This window comes from Streptomyces silvisoli, assembly GCF_029269905.1.
GTDB lineage: Bacteria > Actinomycetota > Actinomycetes > Streptomycetales > Streptomycetaceae > Streptantibioticus_A > Streptantibioticus_A silvisoli_A.
Genome location: NZ_JARJBC010000002.1, coordinates 17502 through 38987 on the forward strand (window position 1 = coordinate 17502; position 21486 = coordinate 38987).

A 21486-nucleotide genomic window follows, 5' to 3' on the forward strand; every position below is an offset into this window, starting at 1 on the left:
CCCTGACACACCCCACGATAGGGCCCGGCGCCGACAGGACTACGCTGAGAAGCATGCAGAACGCCGTGTTGAACCACCTCGCCGACGGGGCACCGATCTCCAGCGAGCTCCTGCCCGTCGTCATCGTCGTCGCGGTAGTCGGCGTGGTCTTCCTCGCGTGGTTCCTGCTGCGCGGTTACGGGGACAAGGACTGACGGTCGGTTACTCGGTTCCGCGGTCGGATACGGCTGCGGACGGGTAGATCGCCTACACAGTCAGGACGCGCGGGGGCTGCCTGGGGTTCCTGGCGCCCCGCACGTACGATGTGGCACGAGTTTCCGGCCCGGTCCGCCGCCCGGTGGCTCACCGCGACTCGACCGCATCCTCGACCGCAAGGGGTCCTGCCGACCATGACCGCAAACATCCCAGCAGCTCTGACGCAGCTCGCCGAAGGCGGCAACCACCAGAGCCTGAGCCCGTACCTCACCGGGGGCGGCGCGCTGTTCATCCTGCTGCTCCTGCTGTGGATCACCACGCGCTTCAACCGGGACCGCTGAGCCGGGTCAAGGCTTCCCGAGCGGCCAAGTAGGGTGTGCTCGCATGGGAGAGCAGGCAGTGCCCACGCGCCCCTCCGCGACCGCTGACGGAGGGGCCGGGCCAGTGAAGAAACGACTCGGTGTGATGGGCGGGACGTTCGACCCCATCCACCACGGCCACCTGGTGGCGGCGAGCGAGGTCGCCAGTCTCTTCCACCTCGACGAGGTCGTCTTCGTACCGACCGGCCAGCCGTGGCAGAAGGAACACAAGCTGGTGTCCCCCGCGGAGGACCGCTACCTGATGACGGTCATCGCCACCGCGTCCAACCCGCAGTTCTCGGTGAGCCGGATCGACATCGACCGCGGCGGCCGCACCTACACCCTCGACACCCTGCGGGACCTGCGCGCCGAGTACGGCGACGTGGACCTCTTCTTCATCACCGGCGCCGACGCGCTGGCGCAGATCTTCTCCTGGCGGGACGCCCAGGAACTCTTCTCCATGGCGCACTTCATCGGGGTGACCAGACCGGGGCACACCCTGTCCGACCCCGGCATTCCCAACGGCGGTGTGTCCCTGGTCGAGGTGCCCGCGCTGGCGATCTCGTCCACCGAGATCAGGGACCGTGTGGCGCAGGGCGAACCGGTCTGGTACCTGGTGCCCGACGGCGTGGTGCGCTACATCAACAAGCGGAATCTGTACCGGGACGCCGGGTAGCGATCGCTCGCGGTACTCGTTTTCTGATCTGGAGGGGCACCCGTGAGCGGCGACCAGGAGCACTACGGCCAGGACCCCTACGCGGGCGGCTACCAGCAGGGCCAGCAGGGATACGACCCGTACGCCCCTGCACAGCAGGGCGGCTACGACCAGGCGTACCACCAGGGCCAGCAGCCCTACGCCCCGTACCCGGACCAGCAGCAGTACCCGCAGCAGGGGTACGTCCAGCAGCCGTACCCCCAGGAGTACCCGCAGCAGGGCTACCCGGGCCACGACGGCTACCAGACGTACCAGCAGCCCGGCTACCAGGACCCTGCGGCGTACCCCCAGCCGTCCTACGAAGAGCAGCGCTACCAGGTCCCGCAGCCGCGCCAGGAGGAGCCGCCGCGCGTTCCGGAACCCGAACCCCAGCAGCCGCCGATCCGTGACGAGGAGGCGCCCCGGGAGTTCCACACCGAGCAGTTCGCGTTCGTCGAGGACGAGGACGAGCAGGCCGAAGACGTCATCGACTGGCTGAAGTTCTCCGAGTCCCGCACCGAACGCCGCGACGAGCGCAAGCGGCGCGGCCGTACCCGGGTGGTCGTGCTGGTCGTGCTGCTGGTGCTGGCACTGCTCGGCGGCGTCGGCTACCTGTGGCAGGCCGGAAAGCTGCCCGGCCTGGGCAAGGCCAGCGCCGCCGCGCAGGCCGGCGGCGCCCAGAAGCGCGACGTGATCGTGGTGCACCTGCGGCAGGTCGACAGCAACGCCAGTTCCACCGCGCTGCTGGTGGGCAACGAGACCACGGGCAAGGGCACCACCGTCCTGCTGCCCAACTCCCTTTCCGTCAACCCCGACGGCAACGGCAGCACCACGCTCGGCAAGTCGGTGGTGGACCAGGGCGCGGGGCCCACCCGGGACGCGCTCAACGCCCTGCTGGGCGCCAACATCCAGGGCAGTTGGCGGCTTGACACGCCGTATCTGGAGATCCTGGTCGACGCCGTCGGCGACATCACCGTGGACACCGACACCACGATCACCTCGGGCGGCAAGACCGTGGTGAACGCGGGCCAGCAGCAGGACCTGAACGGCCAGGCGGCGGTCGCCTACGCCAGCTATCGCGGCCCTGGCGAGTCGCAGGACAAGCAGCTGAACCGGTTCGGGCAGGTCATGCAGGCGGTGCTGATGAAGATGCCGGGCGACGCCGCCACCGCCACCAAGATCATCGACAGTCTGGGCGCCATCCCCGACCCCTCGCTCAGCGACGCGCAACTCGGCGCCACCCTGGCGCACCTCGCCGACCAGGAGAAGGCCGGCCACTACAGCACCACCACGCTGCCCGTGCAGGCGGACGGCACCCTCAGCCAGCAGGCCACCGACACCGTCGTCAAGGACGTGCTCGGCGGCACCGTGAAGAACACCGACACCAGTGGCATCCCGCGGGTCGCGGTGCGCGACGCCACCGGCAGCAAGAAGGCGGCGTCCTCGGCCCAGGTCGCTGTGGTCAACTCCGGCTACACCTACGTGGACGGCGGCACCGCCTCCCCGCAGGCCAGGTCGCAGGTGGTCTACGGCGCCGACAGCCAGGCGCAGACCGCCAAGGAGCTGGCCAAGACCCTCGGGCTGCCGGACAGCGCAGTCAGCAAGGGACAGGCGGCCAACAACGCGGACATCACGGTCGTACTGGGCGGCGACTACAAGGGGTGACCCCGAGGTGGTGGTGGGCGACGGGAGGGAGGGCGCTGTGACATGAGACCCTGGAGGCGTACCCGTTCCCGACCGGAAAGCATGGCTTGTGACCGCCACGGACCGCTCCATCGAGCTGATCACCGCCGCCGCCCAGGCGGCAGCCGACAAGCTCGCGCACGACATCATCGCCTACGACGTCAGCGACGTGCTCGCCATCACGGACGCGTTCCTGCTCGCCTCCGCGCCCAATGACCGGCAGGTCAAAGCGATCGTGGACGAGGTCGAGGAACGGTTGCAGAAGGAGCTGGGCGCGAAGCCGGTGCGCCGCGAGGGCGAGCGCGAGGGCCGCTGGGTGCTGCTCGACTACGTCGACATCGTGGTGCACGTCCAGCACGCCGAGGAGCGGGTGTTCTACGCGCTGGAGCGGCTCTGGAAGGACTGCCCGGAGATCGAGCTGCCCAAGGACGCGGTGGCGACCCGGGGCAAGGCCGCGGAGTACGCCAAACAGCACGGCGCCGAGGCGGACGGAGAGCTCAGCTGAGCGCGCAGCCCCAGCCGCCGGTGAACGGCGCGGCGCAGCAGGAGACGGCCGAGCGGGAGCCCGGCCGTAAGAACGGCCGCGGCCGTCGCGTCGTGCTGTGGCGGCACGGCCAGACCTCCTGGAACCTGGAGCGCCGCTTCCAGGGCTCCACGGACATCCCGTTGACCGAGACCGGCGTCGCCCAGGCGCGCCGGGCGGCGAGGCTGCTCGCCGCGCTCAAGCCGGACGCGGTGATCTCCTCCGACCTGCGGCGGGCCGCGGCCACCGCGACCGAGCTGAGCGCTGTCACCGGCCTGCAGCCCACGTTCTACGAGGAGCTGCGGGAGACCTACGCGGGCGCCTGGCAGGGCCTGACCAGCGACGAGATCATGGAGCGCTACGGCGAGCAGTACCTGGCGTGGAAGCGCGGGGAGCCGGTGCGGCGCGGCGGCGGCGAGCTGGAGACCGAGGTCGCCGACCGGGCCGCGCCGGTGGTGCTGCGCGAGCTGGAGAAGCTGCCGGAGGACGGCACGCTGCTGGTGGTCAGCCACGGTGGCGCGATCCGGGTCACCATCGGCCGCCTGCTGGGACTGGAGCCGAGGCACTGGGAGTCGCTCGGCGGACTGTCCAACTGCTGCTGGTCGGTGCTCGGACACGGCGCCCGCGGCTGGCGGTTGCTGGAGCACAACGCGGGCACCCTGCCGCAGCCCGTGCTCGGCGACGACGTGTGATCGCCGATTTCGCGAATCAGCAGGTCACACGCTAAGCTTCTACACGTTCCGGCAAGGAGACGAGCCGAGAAAATCGGGGCTATAGCTCAGTTGGTAGAGCGCTTGCATGGCATGCAAGAGGTCAGGAGTTCAATTCTCCTTAGCTCCACAGCGAAACGGACCATCCTTCGGGTGGTCCGTTTTTTGTGCGCACACTCGGGGCCGCGCCCCGGCCCGTCCCGAACTCCCCGGTGCATCAGCGCCCTTGGGCTGTCCTCTCGCGTTCCGCCGGGAGTTCGCGGAGCGGGCGGCCGTGCACGCGAAAGCCGGCCACCGGGTGGGTGAGCCTCAACTGGCGGCGGGCCTCGCGGCGTTGGCACAGCGCACTGGTGCCGCTCGGCCTCGTCACCGACGCTGCGGCCCGCGTGCTGTGCGGCCTGCTGCCACGCGGTGGCGGCAGCGGCGGTGCGTGGCTCTGCCCGGCCATGGCGGTGGCGGGCGTGGGGCCGACGTACGGGCCGAACCTCAACCGGGCGCTGGAGCGCTTCGCGGCCGACGCCGATGGGCTGCTGGTGACCGTCACCCAGCCCGGTCAACTGGTGGACGTGGCCACCCTCGGCACGCTGTGCCTCAACCGCCTCTCGTACTACGCCCGTTCCGCCCCCGGCACGGCCGCGTCCTGCGCGCACGCGCCGTGGCTGACAACGGTCGCGCTGGCCGGGACCGCGCCGCCGGGCGTGTTCGCCGGGGCACCGCTCAGCGGTCGGCGTACGCCTGGTCCTGCCGTGTCCCACGGGACTGCGCCGGGATGACCGCGCGAAGGGCCTCGCGCCGGATCCGCAGCGCCCGGACCGCCTGGGTCCCGGCGACGGCCAGGAACGCCAGGCCGATCAGCGGATAGACCGCGGACAGCAGCATCTCCCCGGGGTTCTGGTGCAGTTCGAAGCGCCGCCCAGGGGTGTGCGGCACCGCCCACGGCACGAAGGAGCAGAACAGCACCGCGGTCAGCGCCGCTCCCACCCGCCACCGCGGATCACGCCGCCGCAGCGCCTCCGAGCCGAGCAGCAGCACCATCGGCACGCACCACACCCAGTGGTGCGACCAGGACACCGGGCTGACCAGCAGCGCCGTCACCGCGCAGGCGCAGGCCGCCCAGGCCGTCCCGGACGGCAGCCGGTCGCCGGCCAGCGCCGCGGCCACCGCGACCGCCAGCCCCAGCGCGCCGACCAGCGCCGCGGCGACCAGCCAGGACCCGCCCGGGTCCGGGGTGTGCAGCAGGCGGGCGAGCACACCGCGTACCGACTGGTTGGCGGTCTCCTCGGCATGGCCGACCCGGTTGGCGGCGAAGACCATCCGGGTCCAGAAGTCGCGCGAGTCCCGGGGCAGCGCCACCGCCGCGACCGTCACCGTCGCCGCGAAGGCGCCCGCCGCCACCGCGGCCCGGCGCAGCGCCGGGTTCCACACCCTGCCGCCGCCGCGCAGCCGCCGCCAGCCCTGGGCGGCGCCCACCAGCGCCAGGAAGACGGCGAACAGCGCCGGGGTCAGCTTGATCCCGGCCGCGATCCCGATGCCGGTCCCGGCCCAGCGGTGGTCGGCCCGCCGGGTCAGGTCCCACAGCACCAGGACCGCCAGCAGCAGGTTGATCTGCCCGTATCGCAGCGTCGTCCACACCGGTTCGCACCACACCGCCACGGCGCTGATCGCCAGCGTCGCGGCGGTGCGCGGCACCCGTTGCGGCCGTCCGACCAGGCGCAGCGACAGGTGGACCACGGCTACCAGCAGCCCCAGGTTGGCCGCTGTGGCCGCGGTCCGCATCGCCGGGACGCCCAGCCAGGTCAGCGGCGCGAAGATGATCGCCGCGAACGGCGGGTAGGTGTTCGGCAGGTTGGCCTCGGTGGCCACCATCGCGTACAGGTCGCGGCCGGTCCGCATGGTCCAGCCCTCGGCCCGGTACACCATGAGGTCGATCATGGAGACGTGCGCGGCGCGCTGTGCGATCCAGAAACCGGTGAACGACACCAGGCAGGCCAGTGCGGCGAGCATGGTCGGCCGCCGCGCTATGAGGTCCCGGACCGCGCCGGTACGCGGGTCGCTGATCGGCTGCGTCGCGGTCACGGTGGTTGGCTCCTGGGTCCGGGGGCTTGGCTCGGCCCGGTCCGGTGGTCCGGGTCGTCGATCGGGCGGCGCGGAAGCCCGACAGTACCTTCTGCCGGGTTCGCGCAGCAGGGCACGGTATTCCCCCTGGCCTTGCGGGCGCGGGGGCGCCGCTCGATCGATTTGGCGAAACGCCCCCCGCACCGTGTAATGTTTACGGAGTCGCCGGGGGTTCCCGGCGGAGAGCAAGACCTGGGGCTATAGCTCAGTTGGTAGAGCGCTTGCATGGCATGCAAGAGGTCAGGGGTTCAATTCCCCTTAGCTCCACGAGTACGAAGGCGATCCGGGTCCGCGAGAAGCGCGGGCCGGGTCGCCTTCGTCGTTTCCGCAGGGCCTCGCCGCGCGGTGGCGAAGCCTCCGCACCCCCCTTCGGGCGCGCCGGGGTTGGAGAAGGTGACGGGCGTCACATGCGGGCGCGGGGCCGCCTTCCGCGGCCCGCGGGGGCGGCGCCCGGCCGGTGTGCCGCGCCGGGTCGCGCGCACCGCCAGTGCCGCGCTCACGGCCACCAGGCACACCGCGTAGCAGGCCACCGCCCAACCCGGTGCCGCGCGCCCCGACTTCAGGCCGTGCACCACGGCGGCGAACCATGCCGGATACCCGCACCCGTGCAGCACCCGCCAGCGCGCCGGTCGACCGCGCGCCGCGAACGCCCCGCGCAGCACTCCGGTGGCCGCCGCCAACAGCAGCGGGTACCCGGCGACCGTACCCAGGCCGATCAGCAGCGCCCGGCCGCCCGGCCCGGCCGGGACCAGCGCCTCGGCGGCCGTGGCGTGCCGCTCGGCGACCTTGACGGCGATGTGCAGCCCGAGGAGGCCCAGACACGCCACCGTGGCCGCCCGGTGCGCGGCCTGCGCCAACAGCCGCTGACGCGGGCCGAGGAAGCGGCTGTCGGTACTGACCAGCCCCCACACCACGGTCGCGGTCAGGGACAGCAGCGCGCCGACCCCCGCGTAGGTGTCCAGCCAGTGGCGTGCGCCGGGGATCACGAGCGGCAGGGCCGCCGCCGGGACAACGCACCCTGCGAGCGCGTACCGCCTGGGTAGGCCGCTCGGTGCGACGCGGGCCAGGGGCGGCCGTTGACGGTGTCGATGCGTGGGCATGGTGAATGTCTAGGCGAACTCGCCCCGCATCATGGGGGATTGCGGTAAAAGCGGTCGGCCGCCGGGCCGCGCTGCTAGCGTCGGGCGATGGTCTTGCGGGCGACCCTCGAACCCGGTCACCCTGTCAACTGCCGTACGGAATTCCGCCTTCCGGTCCGCTGCCTCCATCGCATGTCAACGGCGCATTACAACTTCCCGGCCATTACGTCCACTTGACCATTTCTTGACTCAATCATTCCCCTGATGTGAACAGATCAGCGACAGAGTTTGGCCCTACGGCATGCGGATCACCGCTATTCGGTGAACGCGATCCGGGTCACGCGAGCATGCCGCGACCATTCGTGTCTCTTTGGGGGTTTCATGAAGCTTGTCCGTCACAGAGCGCGCGCCGGTCTGGCGGTGGCAGCCACGCTGCCGCTGGTGGCCGGCGCTCTGGCCATGGGCGTTCCCACCGCCCAGGCCGACTCCAACAACCGGCAGGTGCTGACCAACACCAAGCCGTTGTGGGCGACGGCGCGCGCCGACCACGGCACCGCTGCCGGGTCGACCACCGTCAACGCCCGTGTGTACCTGGCCGGCAAGGACGCGCAGGGCCTGGCCGCCTACGCGCAGGGGGTCTCCGACCCCTCGTCGCCCAACTACGGCAAGTACCTGACGCCGAAGCAGGTGCAGGACCGTTTCGGCACGACCAGGCAGCAGATAGCCGAGGTCACCGCCTGGCTGAGGAACTCCGGCCTGACGGTGACCGGCTCCAACCAGCACTACGTCGCGGTGAGCGGCGACAAGGCCGCGGTGGAGAAGGCCTTCAACACGGAGCTGCGCAACTACTCCAAGGACGGCCACCTCTACCACGCCCCCGCCCAGGCCGCCTCGGTACCGGCCTCGCTGCACGGCGCGGTGCTCACCATCACCGGCCTGGACAACGCCCCCAAGCAGTCCAGGCACGACGAACTGCCCCCGCCGGAGGCCGTCGCCCGGCAGGCCGGTCCGTTCTCCACGTACTACGGCTCCAACGTGGCCAAGAACCTGCCCAAGGCCTACGGCGGTTCGGCGCCCTACGTCGTCAAGGGCTACACCGGCAAGCAGCTGCGTGCCGCCTACGGTGCCAAGGGCTACACCGGCAAGGGCGTGACCGTCGCCATCACCGACGCGTTCGCCTCGCCGTACATCGCCAAGGACGCGGCCGAGTACGCCAAGCGCAACGGTGACGCGGCCTACAAGAGCGGCCAGTTCACCCAGGTCCTGCCGAGTGCCTACAACAACATCGACTCCTGCAAGGCCGCCGGCTGGTACGGCGAGGAGACGCTGGACGTCGAGGCCGTGCACGCGGTCGCCCCGGGCGCCAACATCGTCTACGTGGGCGCTGCCTCGTGCAACGACCCCGACCTGATGGACAGCCTGAACAAGGTGGTCGACAACCGCCTCGCCGACATCGTCTCCAACTCCTGGAGCGATGTGGAGGCCAACGAGACCCCGGACGTGGCCGCCGCCTACGACCAGATCTTCCAGCAGGGCGCGGTCGAGGGCATCGGCTTCTACTTCTCCTCCGGTGACAACGGCGACGAACTCGCCAACACCGGCACCAAGCAGATCGACACCCCGGCCAACTCCGCCTGGGTCACCTCGGTCGGCGGCACCTCGCTGGCCGTCGGCAAGGGCGACAAGTACCAGTGGGAGACCGGCTGGGGCACCACCAAGGCCACGCTCTCCGCGGACGGCAAGAACTGGTCCTCGCTGCCCGGTGACTACCTCTACGGCGCCGGCGGCGGTACCAGCAAGCTCACCCCGCAGCCGTACTACCAGCGCGGCGTCGTCCCGGACACGCTGAGCAAGCAGAACGGTGCCACCCCGCAGCGCGTGGTCCCGGACATCGCGGCGGTGGCCGACCCGTCCACCGGCTTCCTGGTCGGCCAGTCGCAGACCTTCCCGGACCACTCCGTGAAGTACAGCGAGTACCGCATCGGCGGCACCTCGCTCGCCGCGCCGGTGATCTCCGCGATCCAGGCGCTCGCCCAGCAGGCCCGCGGCGGTGTGCCGATCGGCTTCGCCAACCCGGCCATCTACGACCGGTTCGGCACCTCGGCGTACCACGACGTGACCGACCACCCGCTCGGCCAGGGCCAGTCCCTCGCCGATGTGCGCGTCGACTTCAAGAACGGCTTCGACGCCAAGGGCGGTTACAACACCTCGCTGCGCACCCTCGGCCACGACAGCTCGCTGAACGCGACGATCGGATTCGACAACGTCACCGGCGTCGGCAGCCCCGGCGCGGACTACGTGCTCTCGTACCGCCCGCGCCACTGAGCGACAGCGGACAGGCACAAGGCGTAGGGGCCCGCACCGATATCCCGGTGCGGGCCCTTCCCGCGCTGGGGTACCCTGAGCCCATGCGTGCCGTACGCCTTCTGCTTAGCCAGCCGCGCTGACAAGGAACCAGTCAGTGCGGCGTCCCCTCCTGTGCGAGGGGTTTTTTCGTTTCCGGACCAGGCCGGTACGCGGTCCGGGCGAAACGATCCGAAGGCAGACCGGGCGTACGCCTGTCATGACATCGATGGAGCTTCGAGGGACATGAGCGAGACCACCCCCGCCGCCGAGGCGGCCGCGCCGCACCGCTACACCGCCCAGCTGGCCGCCGACATCGAGGCACGCTGGCAGGACTTCTGGGAGCGCGAGGGCACCTTCAACGCCCCCAACCCGGGTGGCGGCGAGCTCGGCGGTCCGGCGGAGGTCACCGGTCGGCCCAAGAAGTTCATCATGGACATGTTCCCGTACCCGTCCGGCGCGGGACTGCACGTGGGCCACCCGCTGGGCTACATCGCCACCGATGTCTTCGCCCGCTTCCACCGCATGACCGGCCACAACGTGCTGCACACGCTGGGCTTCGACGCCTTCGGCCTGCCCGCCGAGCAGTACGCGGTACAGACCGGCACCCACCCCCGGGTGACCACCGAGGCCAACATGGCCACCATGAAGGCGCAGCTGCGCCGCCTGGGCCTGGGCCACGACAAGCGCCGCTCCTTCGCCACCATCGATCCCGAGTACTACAAGTGGACTCAGTGGATCTTCCTGCAGATCTTCAACTCGTGGTACGACCCCGAGGCGCGCAGGGCCCGGCCCATCGACGAACTGGTCGAGCAGTTCGCCTCCGGCGCCCGGCCGACCCCCGACGGCCGCGCCTGGAGCGAGCTGTCCGCCGTCGAGCGCGCCGACGTCCTCAGCGGCTACCGGCTGGCCTACGCCTCCGACTCACCGGTCAACTGGTGCCCGGGCCTGGGCACCGTACTGGCCAACGAGGAGGTCACCGCGGACGGCCGCTCCGAGCGCGGCAACTTCCCGGTCTTCAAGGCCAAGCTGCGCCAGTGGATGATGCGCATCACCGCGTACGGCGACCGCCTGCTGGAGGACCTGGACGCGCTGGACTGGCCCGAGGCCATCAAGCTCCAGCAGCGCAACTGGATCGGACGCTCCGAGGGCGCCCGGGTGGACTTCCCGGTCAGCTTCGACGGCGACGCCAGGATCACCGTCTTCACCACCCGCCCCGACACTCTGTTCGGCGCCACCTACATGGTGCTGGCCCCCGAGCACGAGCTGGTGGAGAAGATCGTCCCGGCCAGCTGGCCCGAGGGCACCCCCGCGGCGTGGACCGGTGGGCACAGCACCCCGGCCGAGGCGGTCGCCGAGTACCGCAAGCAGGCCGCCGCCAAGTCCGACCTGGAGCGGCAGGCCGAGGCCAAGGAGAAGACCGGCGTCTTCACCGGCGCGTACGCGGTGAACCCGGTCAGCGGCGAACACGTTCCGGTCTTCATCGCCGACTACGTGCTGATGGGCTACGGCACCGGCGCCATCATGGCCGTACCGGCACACGACACCCGTGACTTCGCGTTCGCCCGCGCCTTCGAGCTGCCGATGCGCTGCGTGGTGCAGCCCTCGGACGACCGCGGCACGGACCCGTCGACATGGGAGGACGCCTTCGACTCCTATGACGCGCGGATCATCAACTCCGCCAACGCCGACGTCTCGCTGGACGGCCTGCTGGTTCCCGAGGCCAAGTCGAAGATCACCGAGTGGCTGGCCGCCCGCGGTATCGGCGAGGGCACCGTCAACTTCCGGTTGCGCGACTGGCTGTTCAGCCGTCAGCGCTACTGGGGCGAGCCGTTCCCGATCGTCTACGACGAGGACGGTGTGGCGCACCCGCTGCCCGAGTCGATGCTCCCGGTCGAGCTGCCCGAGATCGACGACTACGCGCCGCGCACCTTCGACCCGGACGACGCCGACACCGAGCCCGAGACCCCGCTGTCCCGCAACGAGGACTGGGTCAACGTGGAGCTGGACCTCGGCGACGGGCCGAAGACCTACCGCCGTGAGACCAACACCATGCCGAACTGGGCGGGTTCGTGCTGGTACGAGCTGCGCTACCTGGACCCGCACAACGGCGACCGGCTGGTCGACCCGGCGGCCGAGGAGTACTGGATGGGCCCGCGCGAGGGCCAGCCCGCGGGTGGCGTCGACCTGTACATCGGTGGCCAGGAGCACGCAGTACTGCACCTGCTCTACGCGCGCTTCTGGCACAAGGTGCTGTACGACCTGGGGCACATCTCCTCGTACGAGCCGTTCCACAAGCTGTACAACCAGGGCATGATCCAGGCCTACGTCTATCGGGACAGCCGCGGCTTCCCGGTCCCGGCGGCCGAGGTCGAGGAGCGGGACGGCAAGTACTTCCACGGCGGCGAGCAGGTCAAGCGCGAGCTGGGCAAGATGGGCAAGTCCCTGAAGAACGCGGTCACTCCGGACGAGATCTGCGCCGAGTACGGTGCCGACACGCTGCGCCTGTACGAGATGGCGATGGGCCCGCTGGACGTGTCCCGGCCGTGGGACACCCGGGCGGTCGTCGGCTCCTACCGCTTCCTGCAGCGGCTGTGGCGCAACGTGGTGGACGAGGCCACCGGCGAGGTCACCGTCGTGGACGAGGAGCCGGACGAGGAGACCCTGCGCGCGCTGCACAAGGCGATCGACGGCATCCGCGGCGACATGGCGGGCCTGCGCTTCAACACCGCCATCGCCAAGGCCACCGAGCTGAACAACCACCTGACCAAGCTGCCCAGGGTGCCGCGCACCGTGGCCGAGCAGATGGTGCTGCTGGTCGCCCCGCTGGCCCCGCACACCGCCGAGGAACTATGGCGCAAGCTGGGGCGCACCGAGTCGCTGGCCCACGCCGACTACCCGGTCGCCGACCCGGCCTATGTTCAGGATGAGACGGTCACCTGCGTCGTCCAGGTCAAGGGCAAGGTCAGGGCGCGCCTTGAGGTGCCGCCCGCCATCGGCGAGGCGGAGCTGGAGAAGCTGGCGCTGGCCGACGAGGCGGTACAGGCGGCGCTGGGCGGCGCGGGCATCCGCAAGGTCATCGTCCGGGCGCCGAAGCTGGTGAACATCGTGCCCGCGTGACATCACGCCCCCTAGGGGCCGATTCGGGGCCGGTTGCGGGTTCCACTGGAGCCCGCGACCGGCCCCGGCCGTCTACCGTGGAGACAACCGGCTCGGTGTGGTGTTTCGGCGTGGTGTGAGAGGGAGCGTCCATGGTTGCCGTTTTCGGGGTACTCGCGCTGGTCCTGCTGGCGGCCGTGGTGCTCGGCGTGGTCGCGACGGTCAAGACGGCACGGGCCGTGCGGCGCGGTGTGGAGCGCACCAGCGCCCAGGCCCGCCGGGTCGTCGAGGAGACCACCCTCAAGGCGAAGAAGTACGGTCAGCCGGGCGCCCTCGGCGAGTTGGCGTCGCTGCGGCTGGAACTGCGCGAGTCCATGATCGGCACCCGCCAGGCGCTGGAGGCGGGCGTCACGGACGACCCGGCGCTACGCGAGGCGCTGTCCCTGCTGGGCAGGCTGCGGGAGCACGCGCACGCCCTGGACGACGAACTGCGGCTGCTGGAGCGTGAGCCCGACAAGGGCCGGATCACCGCCCGCCTGCCGGAACTGCGCCAGCGCACGGAACGCGTCACCCACTCCGCCGACTCGCTGCGCTGGGCGGCGCAGGACCGGGCCCGGCAGTTCGGCGACGACGAACTCGCCGCGCTCGGGCGGGAGATCGAGGTGGAGGCCGGCGCGCTGCGGCACTGGGCGCCGACCGAGGTGGAGGCTCCGGCACGGTCGGAGCTGGGTCAGGACTGGCCGGGCGGCCGCCGCTGAGCCGGCGGTGACGGCTGCCGGCGGGCCGGGCAACGATGTTGTTACCACAGGGTTGACGGGTAGGGTCCCGCTCATGCCAGCCCATGTCGCCATCGTCACCGATTCCACGGCCTACCTGCCGCAGGAGGCGGTGACCCGCCATCACATCACGGTCGTGCCGCTCACCGTGATCCTGGGTGACGAGGCGCTGGAGGAGGGCACCGAGGGCTTGGCCCTCACGGTCGCCACCGCGTTGCGGCGCCGCCGGCCGGTGACCACCTCACGGCCGGGCCCCGAGCGGTTCGTCGCGGCGTACCGCGCGGCGGCCGACGCGGGCGCTGCAGCCGTGGTCTCCCTCCATCTGTCGGCCGAGTTCTCCGGCACGTACGACGCGGCCCGCGTCGCCGCGGAGACCGCGCCGGTTCCGGTACGGGTGGTGGACACCGGCATGGTGGCCATGGCACTGGGCTTCCCGGTGCTCGCGGCGGCCGAGGCGGCGGAGTCCGGAGGCACGGTGGACGACGCCGTCGCGGCGGCGGAGAAGCGCGCCGCCGGCACGTCCGCCTACTTCTACGTGGACACCCTCGACTATCTGCGGCGCGGCGGCCGGATCGGCGCTGCGCAGGCCCTGCTGGGCTCGGCGCTGGCGGTCAAGCCGCTGCTGCAACTCGCGGAGGGCCGGATCCAGTTGCTGGAGAAGGTGCGCACGGCGTCGCGGGCCATCGCCCGGCTGGAGGAGGTCGTTGCCGAGCGGGCGGGCCAGGCGACGGTTGACATCGCCGTCCACCACCTGGCCGCCGCCGAGCGCGCCGAGGCCCTGGCGGAACGCCTCCGGGCGCGGGTGCCGGGGGTGGCGGAGCTGCATGTGAGCGAGGTCGGGGCGGTCATCGGCGCGCACACCGGGCCGGGACTGTTGGGGGCGGTCGTCTCGCCACGGTGAGGATGCCGGGGCGGGGCGTTGGAGGCGGATGTCCGGCTTCGGCGGGTCTCGGTCGTGTGCGGTGTGAGGTGAACTCATGCCGCCCGGAGGTGGCCTCACCCGCTCGGGTGGCGGACTTATCCACAACTGGCCGGTAATCCACGGGATTCAACCGGTCTCAGCGGGAGCCGGACGGCGTGCCTACCGTCAGTCGGCATGGGAACGCACACCGCAACTGCCAATCGCCGCAGCGACATCGACGCCGTCGCCCGAGCGCGTGCGGACGCGCTGTTCGACCGGCCGCCGCCAGTACGGGAACCGACGGTCGCCGATCCCTCCCCGGAACCGGCTCACGCGCTGGCGGACCACCCGTCACGCCGCGCGTCGTGGCGGACCGCCGTCTTCGAACGGCTGCCGGTATGGGTGCAGTTGAGATGCGGGATGGAACTGCGCACCGTCGCCGCCCTCGCCGGGGTGCTGATGCTGGCCGCCGTCTTCGCGGTGCACCACTTCTGGACAGGCAGGCCGCGCACCGTGCAGCCGCCACCCGTCGCGCGGGCGGTCACCACCGCGGTGGGACAGGTGGCCGGTGGCTCGGCGATGCCGACAGCCCGGCCCTCCACTGCGGAGGTGGTGGTCGACATCGCGGGGAAGGTACGCGAGCCGGGGGTGCGTCGGCTTCCGGCCGGGTCACGGGTCACCGACGCGCTGAAGGCGGCGGGCGGCCCTCTGCCGGGCGCCGACACCAGCGGTCTCAACCTGGCCCGCCCCCTCACGGACGGGGAACAGGTCGTGGTCGGCCAGCCCGTCCCGCCCGCCGAGGCCGCGGGCGCCCGAGGGGGCGGCGCGGCGCAGGCGGCGGGCACGGGCGGCGGGCCCGGTGCTCAGCTCAGCCTCAACACCGCCACGGCCGAGCAGCTTGACGCCCTCCCCGGCGTCGGCCCGGTGCTCGCCCGCCGCATCGTCGAGTACCGCACGGAGCACGGCGGATTCACCTCCGTCAGCCAACTCCGCCAGGTCACCGGGGTGGGGGAGCGTCGCTTCCAGGAGCTCCAGGCCCTGGTGCGGCCATGAACACGCCACGGTCCTCCGCGTCGTCCGCGGCGCCGGGCCGAACGGTGCGGGCGCCGCGGGCGTCCGCGCCGCCCGCGTCCGCCGGCGGGCTCGGTACGTCCCCGCCACGGCAGGACGGTCCGGCCGACCTGCGCCTGGTGCCGCCCGCGCTGGCGACCTGGCTGGCCGCCGTCATCGCGCTGAACGCACCGGGCCGCTGGGTCGCCGTCGGCGCCGGGGTCTGTCTCGTGGCGGCCCTCGCCCTGTGCGTCGTGCACCGCACGGCCACCGGCGCAATGACCGGCGCTCCCGCCCGGCGGGGCGTCGGGACCGCCACCGTGGCGGCCGCGGCACTGCTGTGCGCCTGCGCCGCCGCGGGTGTCGCCGGACTGGGCGTGGCGGGACTGCACCGGGGACCGGTCCCGGCGCTCGCCGCCCAACGCACCCGCGTCACCGCTGAGTTGACGCTCACGGGTGACCCTCGTGCGGTGCGGCCCCGGGTGCGTGGTTCGACCCCGGCCCCGCCCTCCGTCATCGCGGAGGCCGACGCCTTACGCGTCACCTCCCGGGGCACCACCACGGCCGTGCACACCCCCGTGCTGCTGATCGTCCAGCCCGGGGACGGCGCCCAGGCGTGGCTGGGGCTGCTGCCGTCCACCGGCCTCACCCTGGACGGCCAGTTGGCCCCCACCACCCGGCAGGCCGACCGCAGCGCCGCCGTCTTCCAGGTGCACGGCCCGCCGACCGTCACCCGGCCGCCGTCGGCGGTGCAACGCCTGGCCGGAGCGCTGCGCGCCGGGCTGCGGGACGCGACCGACGAGCTTCCGCCGGACGCCCGCGCGTTGCTCCCGGGCTTCGTGGTGGGAGACACCTCCCGGGTGGCGCCCGATCTCCAGGAGGCCTTCGCCGAAACCGATTTGACCCATCTGCTGGCGGTCAGCGGTTCCAACCTGACGGTGATCCTCACCCTGTTGATCGGCCCCTCGTCCCTGGCTGTACGCGCGGAACGCCGGGGCATCGCCGCCCGGCTCGGCCTGCCGCTGCGGCTCACCGCGGTGCTCGGCGGGGTACTGACCATCGGCTTCGTGGTGCTGTGCCGGCCGGACCCGAGCGTGCTGCGGGCCGCCGTCTGCGGTCTGATCACTCTCCTGGCCATCGGTACCGGGCGTCGCCGCACGCTGCTGCCCGCGCTCGCCGCCGCCGTCATCGCCCTGGTCCTCTACGACCCGTGGCTGGCCCGTTCCTATGGCTTCGCGCTGTCGGTGCTGGCCACGGCCGGGCTGCTGACCCTCGCGCCGGGGTGGAGCGCCGCGCTGCGGCGGCGCGGTGTTCCGGCCCACCTGGCGGAGGCCCTGGCGGCCGCCGCGGCCGCGCAGGTGCTGTGCGCACCGCTGGTCGCCGTGCTCGCCGCGCACATCAGCCTGGTCGCCATCCCGTGCAACCTGCTGGCCGAACTGGCGGTGCCCCCGGCGACCGTGCTGGGCTTCGCCGCCCTGGCGGCGGCGCCGGTGTCGATGCTCGCCGCCAAGTGCCTCGCCTGGCTGGCGGGTTGGCCGGTGGTCTGGGTGGCGATGGTCGCCCGCGAGGGCGCCGCACTACCGGGTGCGGCGCTGGACTGGCCCGGCGGCTGGACGGGCGGACTGCTGCTCGCCGCCGTCACCGCCGTTCTGCTGTCGCTGGCCCGGCGCATCGCCCGCCATCCCTGGTTCTGCGCGGCGCTGGCCGCGCTGCTGCTGGTCGCGGTGCTGGCGCCCGCCCCGCTCACCCGGCTGGCCACCGGCTGGCCGCCCGCGGGGTGGCGGATGGCGGCGTGCGACGTGGGGCAGGGGGACGCGTTGGTGCTCAACTCCGGTGACGGTGACGGCTCCGCGGTGGTCGTCGACACCGGCCCTGAGCCGATGCTGGCCGACCGGTGCCTGAAGTCGCTGGGCGTGACCACGATTCCGCTGCTGATCCTCACCCACTTCCACGCCGACCACGTCGCCGGGCTCCCCGGCGTCCTGGCCGGGCGCAGCGTGGGCGCGATCGAGACCACGACCGTGGACGCGCCGCCCGGCGAGGCCGCCTCGGTACGCCGCCGCGCCGCGGCGTCACACATCCCGGTGCTGCGGGCGACGGAGGGGGAGCGGCGCCAACTCGGCCAGCTGGACTGGCAGATCCTCTGGCCGCCAGAACCGGAAGCGGCCCTCCCGGACGCCGACCCGAACGACTCCAGCGTCACCCTGCTGGTGAGAACCGCGGGCCTCACCCTGATACTCCTGGGCGACCTGGAGCCCCCGGCCCAGCGCGAACTGCTGGCCCGGCACCCCGACCTTCCCCCGGTCGACGTCCTCAAGGTCGCCCACCACGGCTCCTCCCACCAGGACCCCGCCCTGCTGGCCCGCCTCCACCCCCGCCTGGCCCTGATCTCCTGCGGCATGGGCAACAAGTACGGCCACCCGTCCCCCCGAACCCTGAACACCCTCCACACGGAAGGCACGACGGTCCTCCGCACCGACACCGACGGCCCGATCGCCATCACAGGCGGCAACGGAGCGGGGCTGGGCGCGAGCCTTGTAAAGGAACCTTTATAAAGATAACTTTAGATACATGTCCGAGCCTTCCGCCTCGCATCCCGTCAGCACCATCCACCTCACTGACCCCCGCGCGCTGCGGGCCTACGCCCATCCCACGCGCATGAGACTCGTCGGCCTGCTACGCAGCCAGGGTCCGCTCACCGCCACCCAGGCCGCCGAGCTGACGGGGGAGTCCGTCGCCAGCTGCTCGTACCACTTGCGCATGCTCGCCAAGTACGGGCTGGTGGAGACGGCCGAGGGCGGCCAGGGCAGGGAGAAGCCCTGGCAGGCGACCGCGCGGTTCACCAGCTGGCCGAACAGTTCCGGGGACGCGGCGATCGCCGAGGCGTCCGACGCGCTCAGCCACGCCGTCGTGGAGCGGTACTTCGAACTGATGACTAGGCGGCTGGAGGCTCGGCGCGGCGACACCCGCGAATGGCGGGAGGCCGAGCAGATCAGCGACATACCGCTGTATCTGACTGCCGCCGAACTAGCCGAACTGGGGGAGCGAATGAACGAGTTGCTACGACCGTACGCCGACCGGTTGGCGGATCCCGGCCGCCGACCGGACGGCGCCCGTCTGGTCACACTGATCCGCGCGGCCATCCCGTCGTCGCCCGACCCCGCTGAGCGTTCACGATGAGGATCCCGGCGTTACTGCGGCAGGCCGCGTTCCGCCGCTACTGGACCGGCCAGAGCGTCTCGCTCGTAGGCGACCAGGTCTCCCAGATCGCCGTCCCGCTCACCGCCGTTCTCGTACTGCACGCCGACGCCGCGCAGATGGGCTGGCTGCTGACCGCCGAACTGCTGCCCGCGCTGGTGTTCTCGCTGCTCGTCGGCGCATGGGTGGACGGTCGCGCCCACCGTCGGCACCTCATGATAGGTGCCGACCTCGGGCGCGCCCTGCTGTTGGCCTCGCTGCCGATCGGATACGCCATGGGGCATCTGGGCCTCGGTCGGCTCTACGCGGTGGCGTTCGGCGTCGGGACCCTCGCGGTGCTGTTCGACGTGTGCGACGCGGCGCTGTTCCCGTCGCTCGTCCCCGCCGCCGCGTATGTCAGGGCCAACTCGCTGCTCAACGGTAGCCGCGCCATGTCCAATGTGGTCGGCCCGAGCCTCGGCGGCTTCGTCGTACAGATCTGCGCCGCGCCTTTCGCCCTGCTCGTGGACGCCTTCTCCTATCTCGTCTCCGCGATGTGCCTGGTCAGGATCGACCTCGCGGAGCGGCCGCCCACCCGCTCGGGCAGGGGGCAACTGACCGCGGGGGTACGGTGGTTAGCCCGCCACCGAGTCATGCGTGCCACCCTCGCCGCCGTCGCGACCGTCAACTTCTTCAACTTCGTGTTCTTCGCCTTGTTCGCCCTCTATATGACAGTCGACCTGCACCTTCAACCGGGCGTGCTCGGCGCTGTGTTGGGAGCCGGAGCGGTGGGCGGCGTCGTCGGTTCGCTCGTCACCGGCCGCCTGCTGGACCGAATAGGCATCGGGCCCGGGGTTGTGGTGGGTTGCGCGGCGTTCCCGGCGCCACTGCTCCTCGTGCCCCTCGCCGGCGGCCCGAGACCGCTGGTGCTCGCGCTGCTGTTCCTCGCCGAGTTCGGTTCGGGGTTCGGGGTGATGGTGCTGGACATCAGCATGGGCGCGCTACGTGCCGCCGTCGTTCCGGAGCACCTGCGCTCCAGCGTCATGGGGGCCTATCGCACGCTCAACTACGGGGTGCGCCCGCTCGGCTCGATGCTCGCCGGTGTCCTCGGGACCGTGCTCGGGCTGCGCGCCACGATCTGGATCGGCGCGATCGGGGCCCTTGCGTCCGTGCTCTGGCTGCTGCCGTCTCCGGTGCCGAGGCTGCGGGCGCTCCCGGAACCGGAAGAGGAACCCCCGGCGGCCGTTCGCGTCTCGGTGTGAGGTCGCCGGGGTGGCGGGTGCTATTCCTCCTCGCGCCAGCCGTCGTACTCCTCGGCGAGGGTGTCGAGGGCAGCGAGGTCGAGTTCCCCTTCGGTGTCCTCGATGACGACCAGCCACTGGGCGTCCTCGGCGTCGTCCTCGCCCGCCAGGGCTTCCCTTACCAGTTGCGGCTCCTGCTCAAGGCCGAAGCGCTCCGCCGCCTCTTCGGCCACCTCCTCCGCCACGTCGCGGTCGGGGAGTACCAACACATGTCGAACAATGCTCACGGCCACATTGTCGGGTACGGCCGCGGTGGGGCTTCCGGCAGGTGTGGGATGGACTGTCAGTGGCCCGTGGGATGCTGGACCGCGATGGCAAAGAAGACGTCGACCGATGACCCGCTCGCCCCTGTGACCCTCGCCGTGGGACAGGAGGACCTGCTGATCGACCGTGCCGTGGCACAGGTCGTGGCGGCCGCCCGAGCCGCCGATCCCGACACCGACGTACGGGAGCTGGCCCCGGACGCGCTCCAGCCCGGCACGCTCGCGGAGTTGGTCAGTCCGTCGCTGTTCGCGGAGCGCAAGGTCGTGGTGGTGCGCGCGGCGCAGGACCTGTCGGCGGACACGGTCAAGGACGTCAAGGCGTATCTCGACGCGCCCGCCGAGGAGATCACGCTGGTCCTGGTGCACGCGGGCGGCGCCAAGGGCAAGGGCCTGCTGGACGCGGCCCGCAAGGTCGGGGCGCGTGAGGTCGCCTGCCCGAAGATGACCAAGCCCGCCGACCGGTTGGCCTTCGTGCGGACGGAGTTCCGTACCGCGGGGCGGTCGGCGACGCCGGAAGCGTGCCAGTCGCTGGTCGACGCCATCGGCAGCGATCTGCGCGAACTGGCCTCCGCCTGCGCGCAACTGGCCGCCGACGTGGACGGCACGATCGACGAGGCGGTGGTGGCCCGCTACTACACCGGCCGCGCCGAGGCCACCGGCTTCGAGGTCGCCGACCTCGCCGTCACCGGTCGTACGGCCGAAGCGCTGGAGCGGCTGCGGTGGGCGCTGGCCGTGGGCCAGCCGCTGCCGGGCATCACCTTCGCGCTCGCCTCCGGAGTGCGGGCGATCGGCAAGCTGGCCACCGCCCCGCGCGGTGCCCGCCCCGGTGATCTGGCCCGCGAGCTGGGCATGCCGCCGTGGAAGATCGACCGGGTGAGGCAGCAGATGCGCGGCTGGTCCGGCGACGGGGTGGCGGCCGCCCTGCGGGCGGTCGCCGAGGCGGACGCGGCTGTCAAGGGCGCGAGCGCCGACCCGGCGTACGCGCTGGAGAAGGCGGTCGTCACCATCGCCCGCGCCGCCCGCTCCCGGCGCTAGCCGGCGCGGTCCCCGGGCAACGCGAAGGCCCCGTCGCCGTCGGGGAATGACGGCAACGGGGCCTTCGGTCGTTACTACTGGTGCGCCGCACCCGCGTGGCGAACGCAGGCCGCGTGCGGCGCGTACCGCTGTGAAGCGGAGGGGGTCGGTGTGGAGCGGTTGAGAGGGTCCGCTGGGTCCTTA

19 protein-coding genes and 2 tRNA genes are annotated in these 21486 nt (G+C 71.8%); 18 read left to right on the forward strand and 3 right to left on the reverse strand.

Annotated elements, in window-relative coordinates:
- The first annotated feature begins 53 nt into the window (after window positions 1-53).
- The 8 genes from P3G67_RS03050 to P3G67_RS03085 all read left to right on the forward strand — a co-directional run bounded on the left by P3G67_RS03050 (window position 54) and on the right by P3G67_RS03085 (window position 4937).
- The gene (locus P3G67_RS03050) at window positions 54-194 is read left to right on the forward strand and encodes a hypothetical protein (protein ID WP_269854027.1); all 141 of its coding nucleotides are present in this window, start codon (window positions 54-56) and stop codon (window positions 192-194) included.
- Window positions 195-389: 195 nt separating this feature from the next.
- Window positions 390-536 (forward strand): hypothetical protein, encoded by a 147-nt coding sequence (locus P3G67_RS03055; protein WP_269854028.1) that lies wholly within the window; start codon window positions 390-392, stop codon window positions 534-536.
- Window positions 537-579: 43 nt separating this feature from the next.
- Window positions 580-1230 carry a nicotinate-nucleotide adenylyltransferase gene (gene nadD, locus P3G67_RS03060; protein ID WP_269854029.1) on the forward strand — a complete coding sequence of 217 codons (651 nt, stop codon included), beginning with the start codon at window positions 580-582 and terminating at the stop codon, window positions 1228-1230.
- A 42-nt stretch (window positions 1231-1272) separates the two neighbouring features.
- A complete protein-coding gene (locus tag P3G67_RS03065) occupies window positions 1273-2913 on the forward strand; it encodes an LCP family protein (protein WP_276092076.1) in 1641 nt (546 codons plus the stop codon).
- 88 nt (window positions 2914-3001) lie between these two features.
- Window positions 3002-3436 carry a ribosome silencing factor gene (rsfS, locus tag P3G67_RS03070; protein ID WP_269854031.1) on the forward strand — a complete coding sequence of 145 codons (435 nt, stop codon included), beginning with the start codon at window positions 3002-3004 and terminating at the stop codon, window positions 3434-3436.
- 20 nt (window positions 3437-3456) lie between these two features.
- On the forward strand, window positions 3457-4146 hold the full coding sequence (locus tag P3G67_RS03075; RefSeq protein WP_276092077.1) for a histidine phosphatase family protein: 690 nt from the start codon (window positions 3457-3459) through the stop codon (window positions 4144-4146).
- A 75-nt stretch (window positions 4147-4221) separates the two neighbouring features.
- Window positions 4222-4294, forward strand: a tRNA-Ala gene (locus P3G67_RS03080).
- 172 nt (window positions 4295-4466) lie between these two features.
- Window positions 4467-4937 carry a hypothetical protein gene (locus P3G67_RS03085; RefSeq protein WP_276092078.1) on the forward strand — a complete coding sequence of 157 codons (471 nt, stop codon included), beginning with the start codon at window positions 4467-4469 and terminating at the stop codon, window positions 4935-4937.
- On the opposite strand, the gene P3G67_RS03090 is transcribed toward P3G67_RS03085, so the two are convergent.
- Entirely contained in the window at window positions 4882-6240 is a 1359-nt protein-coding gene (locus P3G67_RS03090; protein ID WP_276092079.1) for a glycosyltransferase 87 family protein, read from the reverse strand. The genes P3G67_RS03085 and P3G67_RS03090 overlap by 56 nt on opposite strands.
- A gap of 233 nt (window positions 6241-6473) precedes the next feature.
- On the opposite strand from P3G67_RS03090, the gene P3G67_RS03095 reads away from it, so the two are divergent.
- Window positions 6474-6546, forward strand: a tRNA-Ala gene (locus P3G67_RS03095).
- On the opposite strand, the gene P3G67_RS03100 is transcribed toward P3G67_RS03095, so the two are convergent.
- Window positions 6528-7379: a hypothetical protein gene (locus P3G67_RS03100; protein ID WP_276092080.1), complete on the reverse strand. Its 852-nt coding sequence runs from the start codon at window positions 7377-7379 to the stop codon at window positions 6528-6530. The two genes, P3G67_RS03095 and P3G67_RS03100, sit on opposite strands and share 19 nt — an antisense overlap.
- Window positions 7380-7739: 360 nt before the next feature.
- Between P3G67_RS03100 and P3G67_RS03105 the strand changes: the two genes are divergently transcribed.
- The 8 genes from P3G67_RS03105 (at window position 7740) to P3G67_RS03140 (ending at window position 19966) form a co-directional block, all read left to right on the forward strand.
- Window positions 7740-9683 (forward strand): S53 family peptidase, encoded by a 1944-nt coding sequence (locus P3G67_RS03105; protein WP_276092081.1) that lies wholly within the window; start codon window positions 7740-7742, stop codon window positions 9681-9683.
- 264 nt (window positions 9684-9947) lie between these two features.
- Window positions 9948-12821, forward strand: coding sequence for a leucine--tRNA ligase (leuS, locus tag P3G67_RS03110; RefSeq protein WP_276092082.1), 2874 nt, complete (start codon window positions 9948-9950; stop codon window positions 12819-12821).
- Window positions 12822-12952: 131 nt separating this feature from the next.
- Window positions 12953-13558 carry a hypothetical protein gene (locus P3G67_RS03115; RefSeq protein ID WP_269854038.1) on the forward strand — a complete coding sequence of 202 codons (606 nt, stop codon included), beginning with the start codon at window positions 12953-12955 and terminating at the stop codon, window positions 13556-13558.
- 73 nt (window positions 13559-13631) lie between these two features.
- Entirely contained in the window at window positions 13632-14477 is an 846-nt protein-coding gene (locus P3G67_RS03120; RefSeq protein ID WP_276092083.1) for a DegV family protein, read from the forward strand.
- A 195-nt stretch (window positions 14478-14672) separates the two neighbouring features.
- Window positions 14673-15530 (forward strand): ComEA family DNA-binding protein, encoded by an 858-nt coding sequence (locus tag P3G67_RS03125; protein ID WP_276092084.1) that lies wholly within the window; start codon window positions 14673-14675, stop codon window positions 15528-15530.
- Window positions 15527-18082 (forward strand): ComEC/Rec2 family competence protein, encoded by a 2556-nt coding sequence (locus P3G67_RS03130; protein ID WP_276092085.1) that lies wholly within the window; start codon window positions 15527-15529, stop codon window positions 18080-18082. The genes P3G67_RS03125 and P3G67_RS03130 overlap by 4 nt, the downstream gene beginning before the upstream one ends.
- Before the next feature lie 16 nt (window positions 18083-18098).
- Window positions 18099-18707: a winged helix-turn-helix domain-containing protein gene (locus P3G67_RS03135; protein ID WP_276092086.1), complete on the forward strand. Its 609-nt coding sequence runs from the start codon at window positions 18099-18101 to the stop codon at window positions 18705-18707.
- A complete protein-coding gene (locus P3G67_RS03140) occupies window positions 18704-19966 on the forward strand; it encodes an MFS transporter (RefSeq protein WP_276092087.1) in 1263 nt (420 codons plus the stop codon). The genes P3G67_RS03135 and P3G67_RS03140 overlap by 4 nt, the downstream gene beginning before the upstream one ends.
- Before the next feature lie 20 nt (window positions 19967-19986).
- Here P3G67_RS03140 and P3G67_RS03145 read toward each other — a convergent pair whose 3' ends face one another.
- Entirely contained in the window at window positions 19987-20232 is a 246-nt protein-coding gene (locus tag P3G67_RS03145) for a hypothetical protein (protein ID WP_269854042.1), read from the reverse strand.
- Window positions 20233-20316: 84 nt separating this feature from the next.
- On the opposite strand from P3G67_RS03145, the gene holA reads away from it, so the two are divergent.
- Window positions 20317-21303 (forward strand): DNA polymerase III subunit delta, encoded by a 987-nt coding sequence (gene holA / locus P3G67_RS03150; protein ID WP_276092088.1) that lies wholly within the window; start codon window positions 20317-20319, stop codon window positions 21301-21303.
- Window positions 21304-21486 lie beyond the last annotated feature (183 nt).

Excerpts from the sequence above, each read along its gene's own strand:
- P3G67_RS03105 (WP_276092081.1), top strand. The coding sequence starts at position 7,740 with ATGAAGCTTGTCCGTCACAGAGCGCGCGCCGGTCTGGCGGTGGCAGCC.
- P3G67_RS03115 (WP_269854038.1), top strand. The coding sequence starts at position 12,953 with ATGGTTGCCGTTTTCGGGGTACTCGCGCTGGTCCTGCTGGCGGCCGTG.
- nadD (WP_269854029.1), top strand. The coding sequence starts at position 580 with ATGGGAGAGCAGGCAGTGCCCACGCGCCCCTCCGCGACCGCTGACGGA.
- P3G67_RS03130 (WP_276092085.1), top strand. The coding sequence starts at position 15,527 with ATGAACACGCCACGGTCCTCCGCGTCGTCCGCGGCGCCGGGCCGAACG.
- P3G67_RS03050 (WP_269854027.1), top strand. The coding sequence starts at position 54 with ATGCAGAACGCCGTGTTGAACCACCTCGCCGACGGGGCACCGATCTCC.
- P3G67_RS03120 (WP_276092083.1), top strand. The coding sequence starts at position 13,632 with ATGCCAGCCCATGTCGCCATCGTCACCGATTCCACGGCCTACCTGCCG.
- P3G67_RS03125 (WP_276092084.1), top strand. The coding sequence starts at position 14,673 with ATGGGAACGCACACCGCAACTGCCAATCGCCGCAGCGACATCGACGCC.
- P3G67_RS03100 (WP_276092080.1), bottom strand. The coding sequence starts at position 7,379 with ATGCCCACGCATCGACACCGTCAACGGCCGCCCCTGGCCCGCGTCGCA.
- leuS (WP_276092082.1), top strand. The coding sequence starts at position 9,948 with ATGAGCGAGACCACCCCCGCCGCCGAGGCGGCCGCGCCGCACCGCTAC.
- P3G67_RS03055 (WP_269854028.1), top strand. The coding sequence starts at position 390 with ATGACCGCAAACATCCCAGCAGCTCTGACGCAGCTCGCCGAAGGCGGC.
- P3G67_RS03140 (WP_276092087.1), top strand. The coding sequence starts at position 18,704 with ATGAGGATCCCGGCGTTACTGCGGCAGGCCGCGTTCCGCCGCTACTGG.
- holA (WP_276092088.1), top strand. The coding sequence starts at position 20,317 with ATGGCAAAGAAGACGTCGACCGATGACCCGCTCGCCCCTGTGACCCTC.
- P3G67_RS03135 (WP_276092086.1), top strand. The coding sequence starts at position 18,099 with ATGTCCGAGCCTTCCGCCTCGCATCCCGTCAGCACCATCCACCTCACT.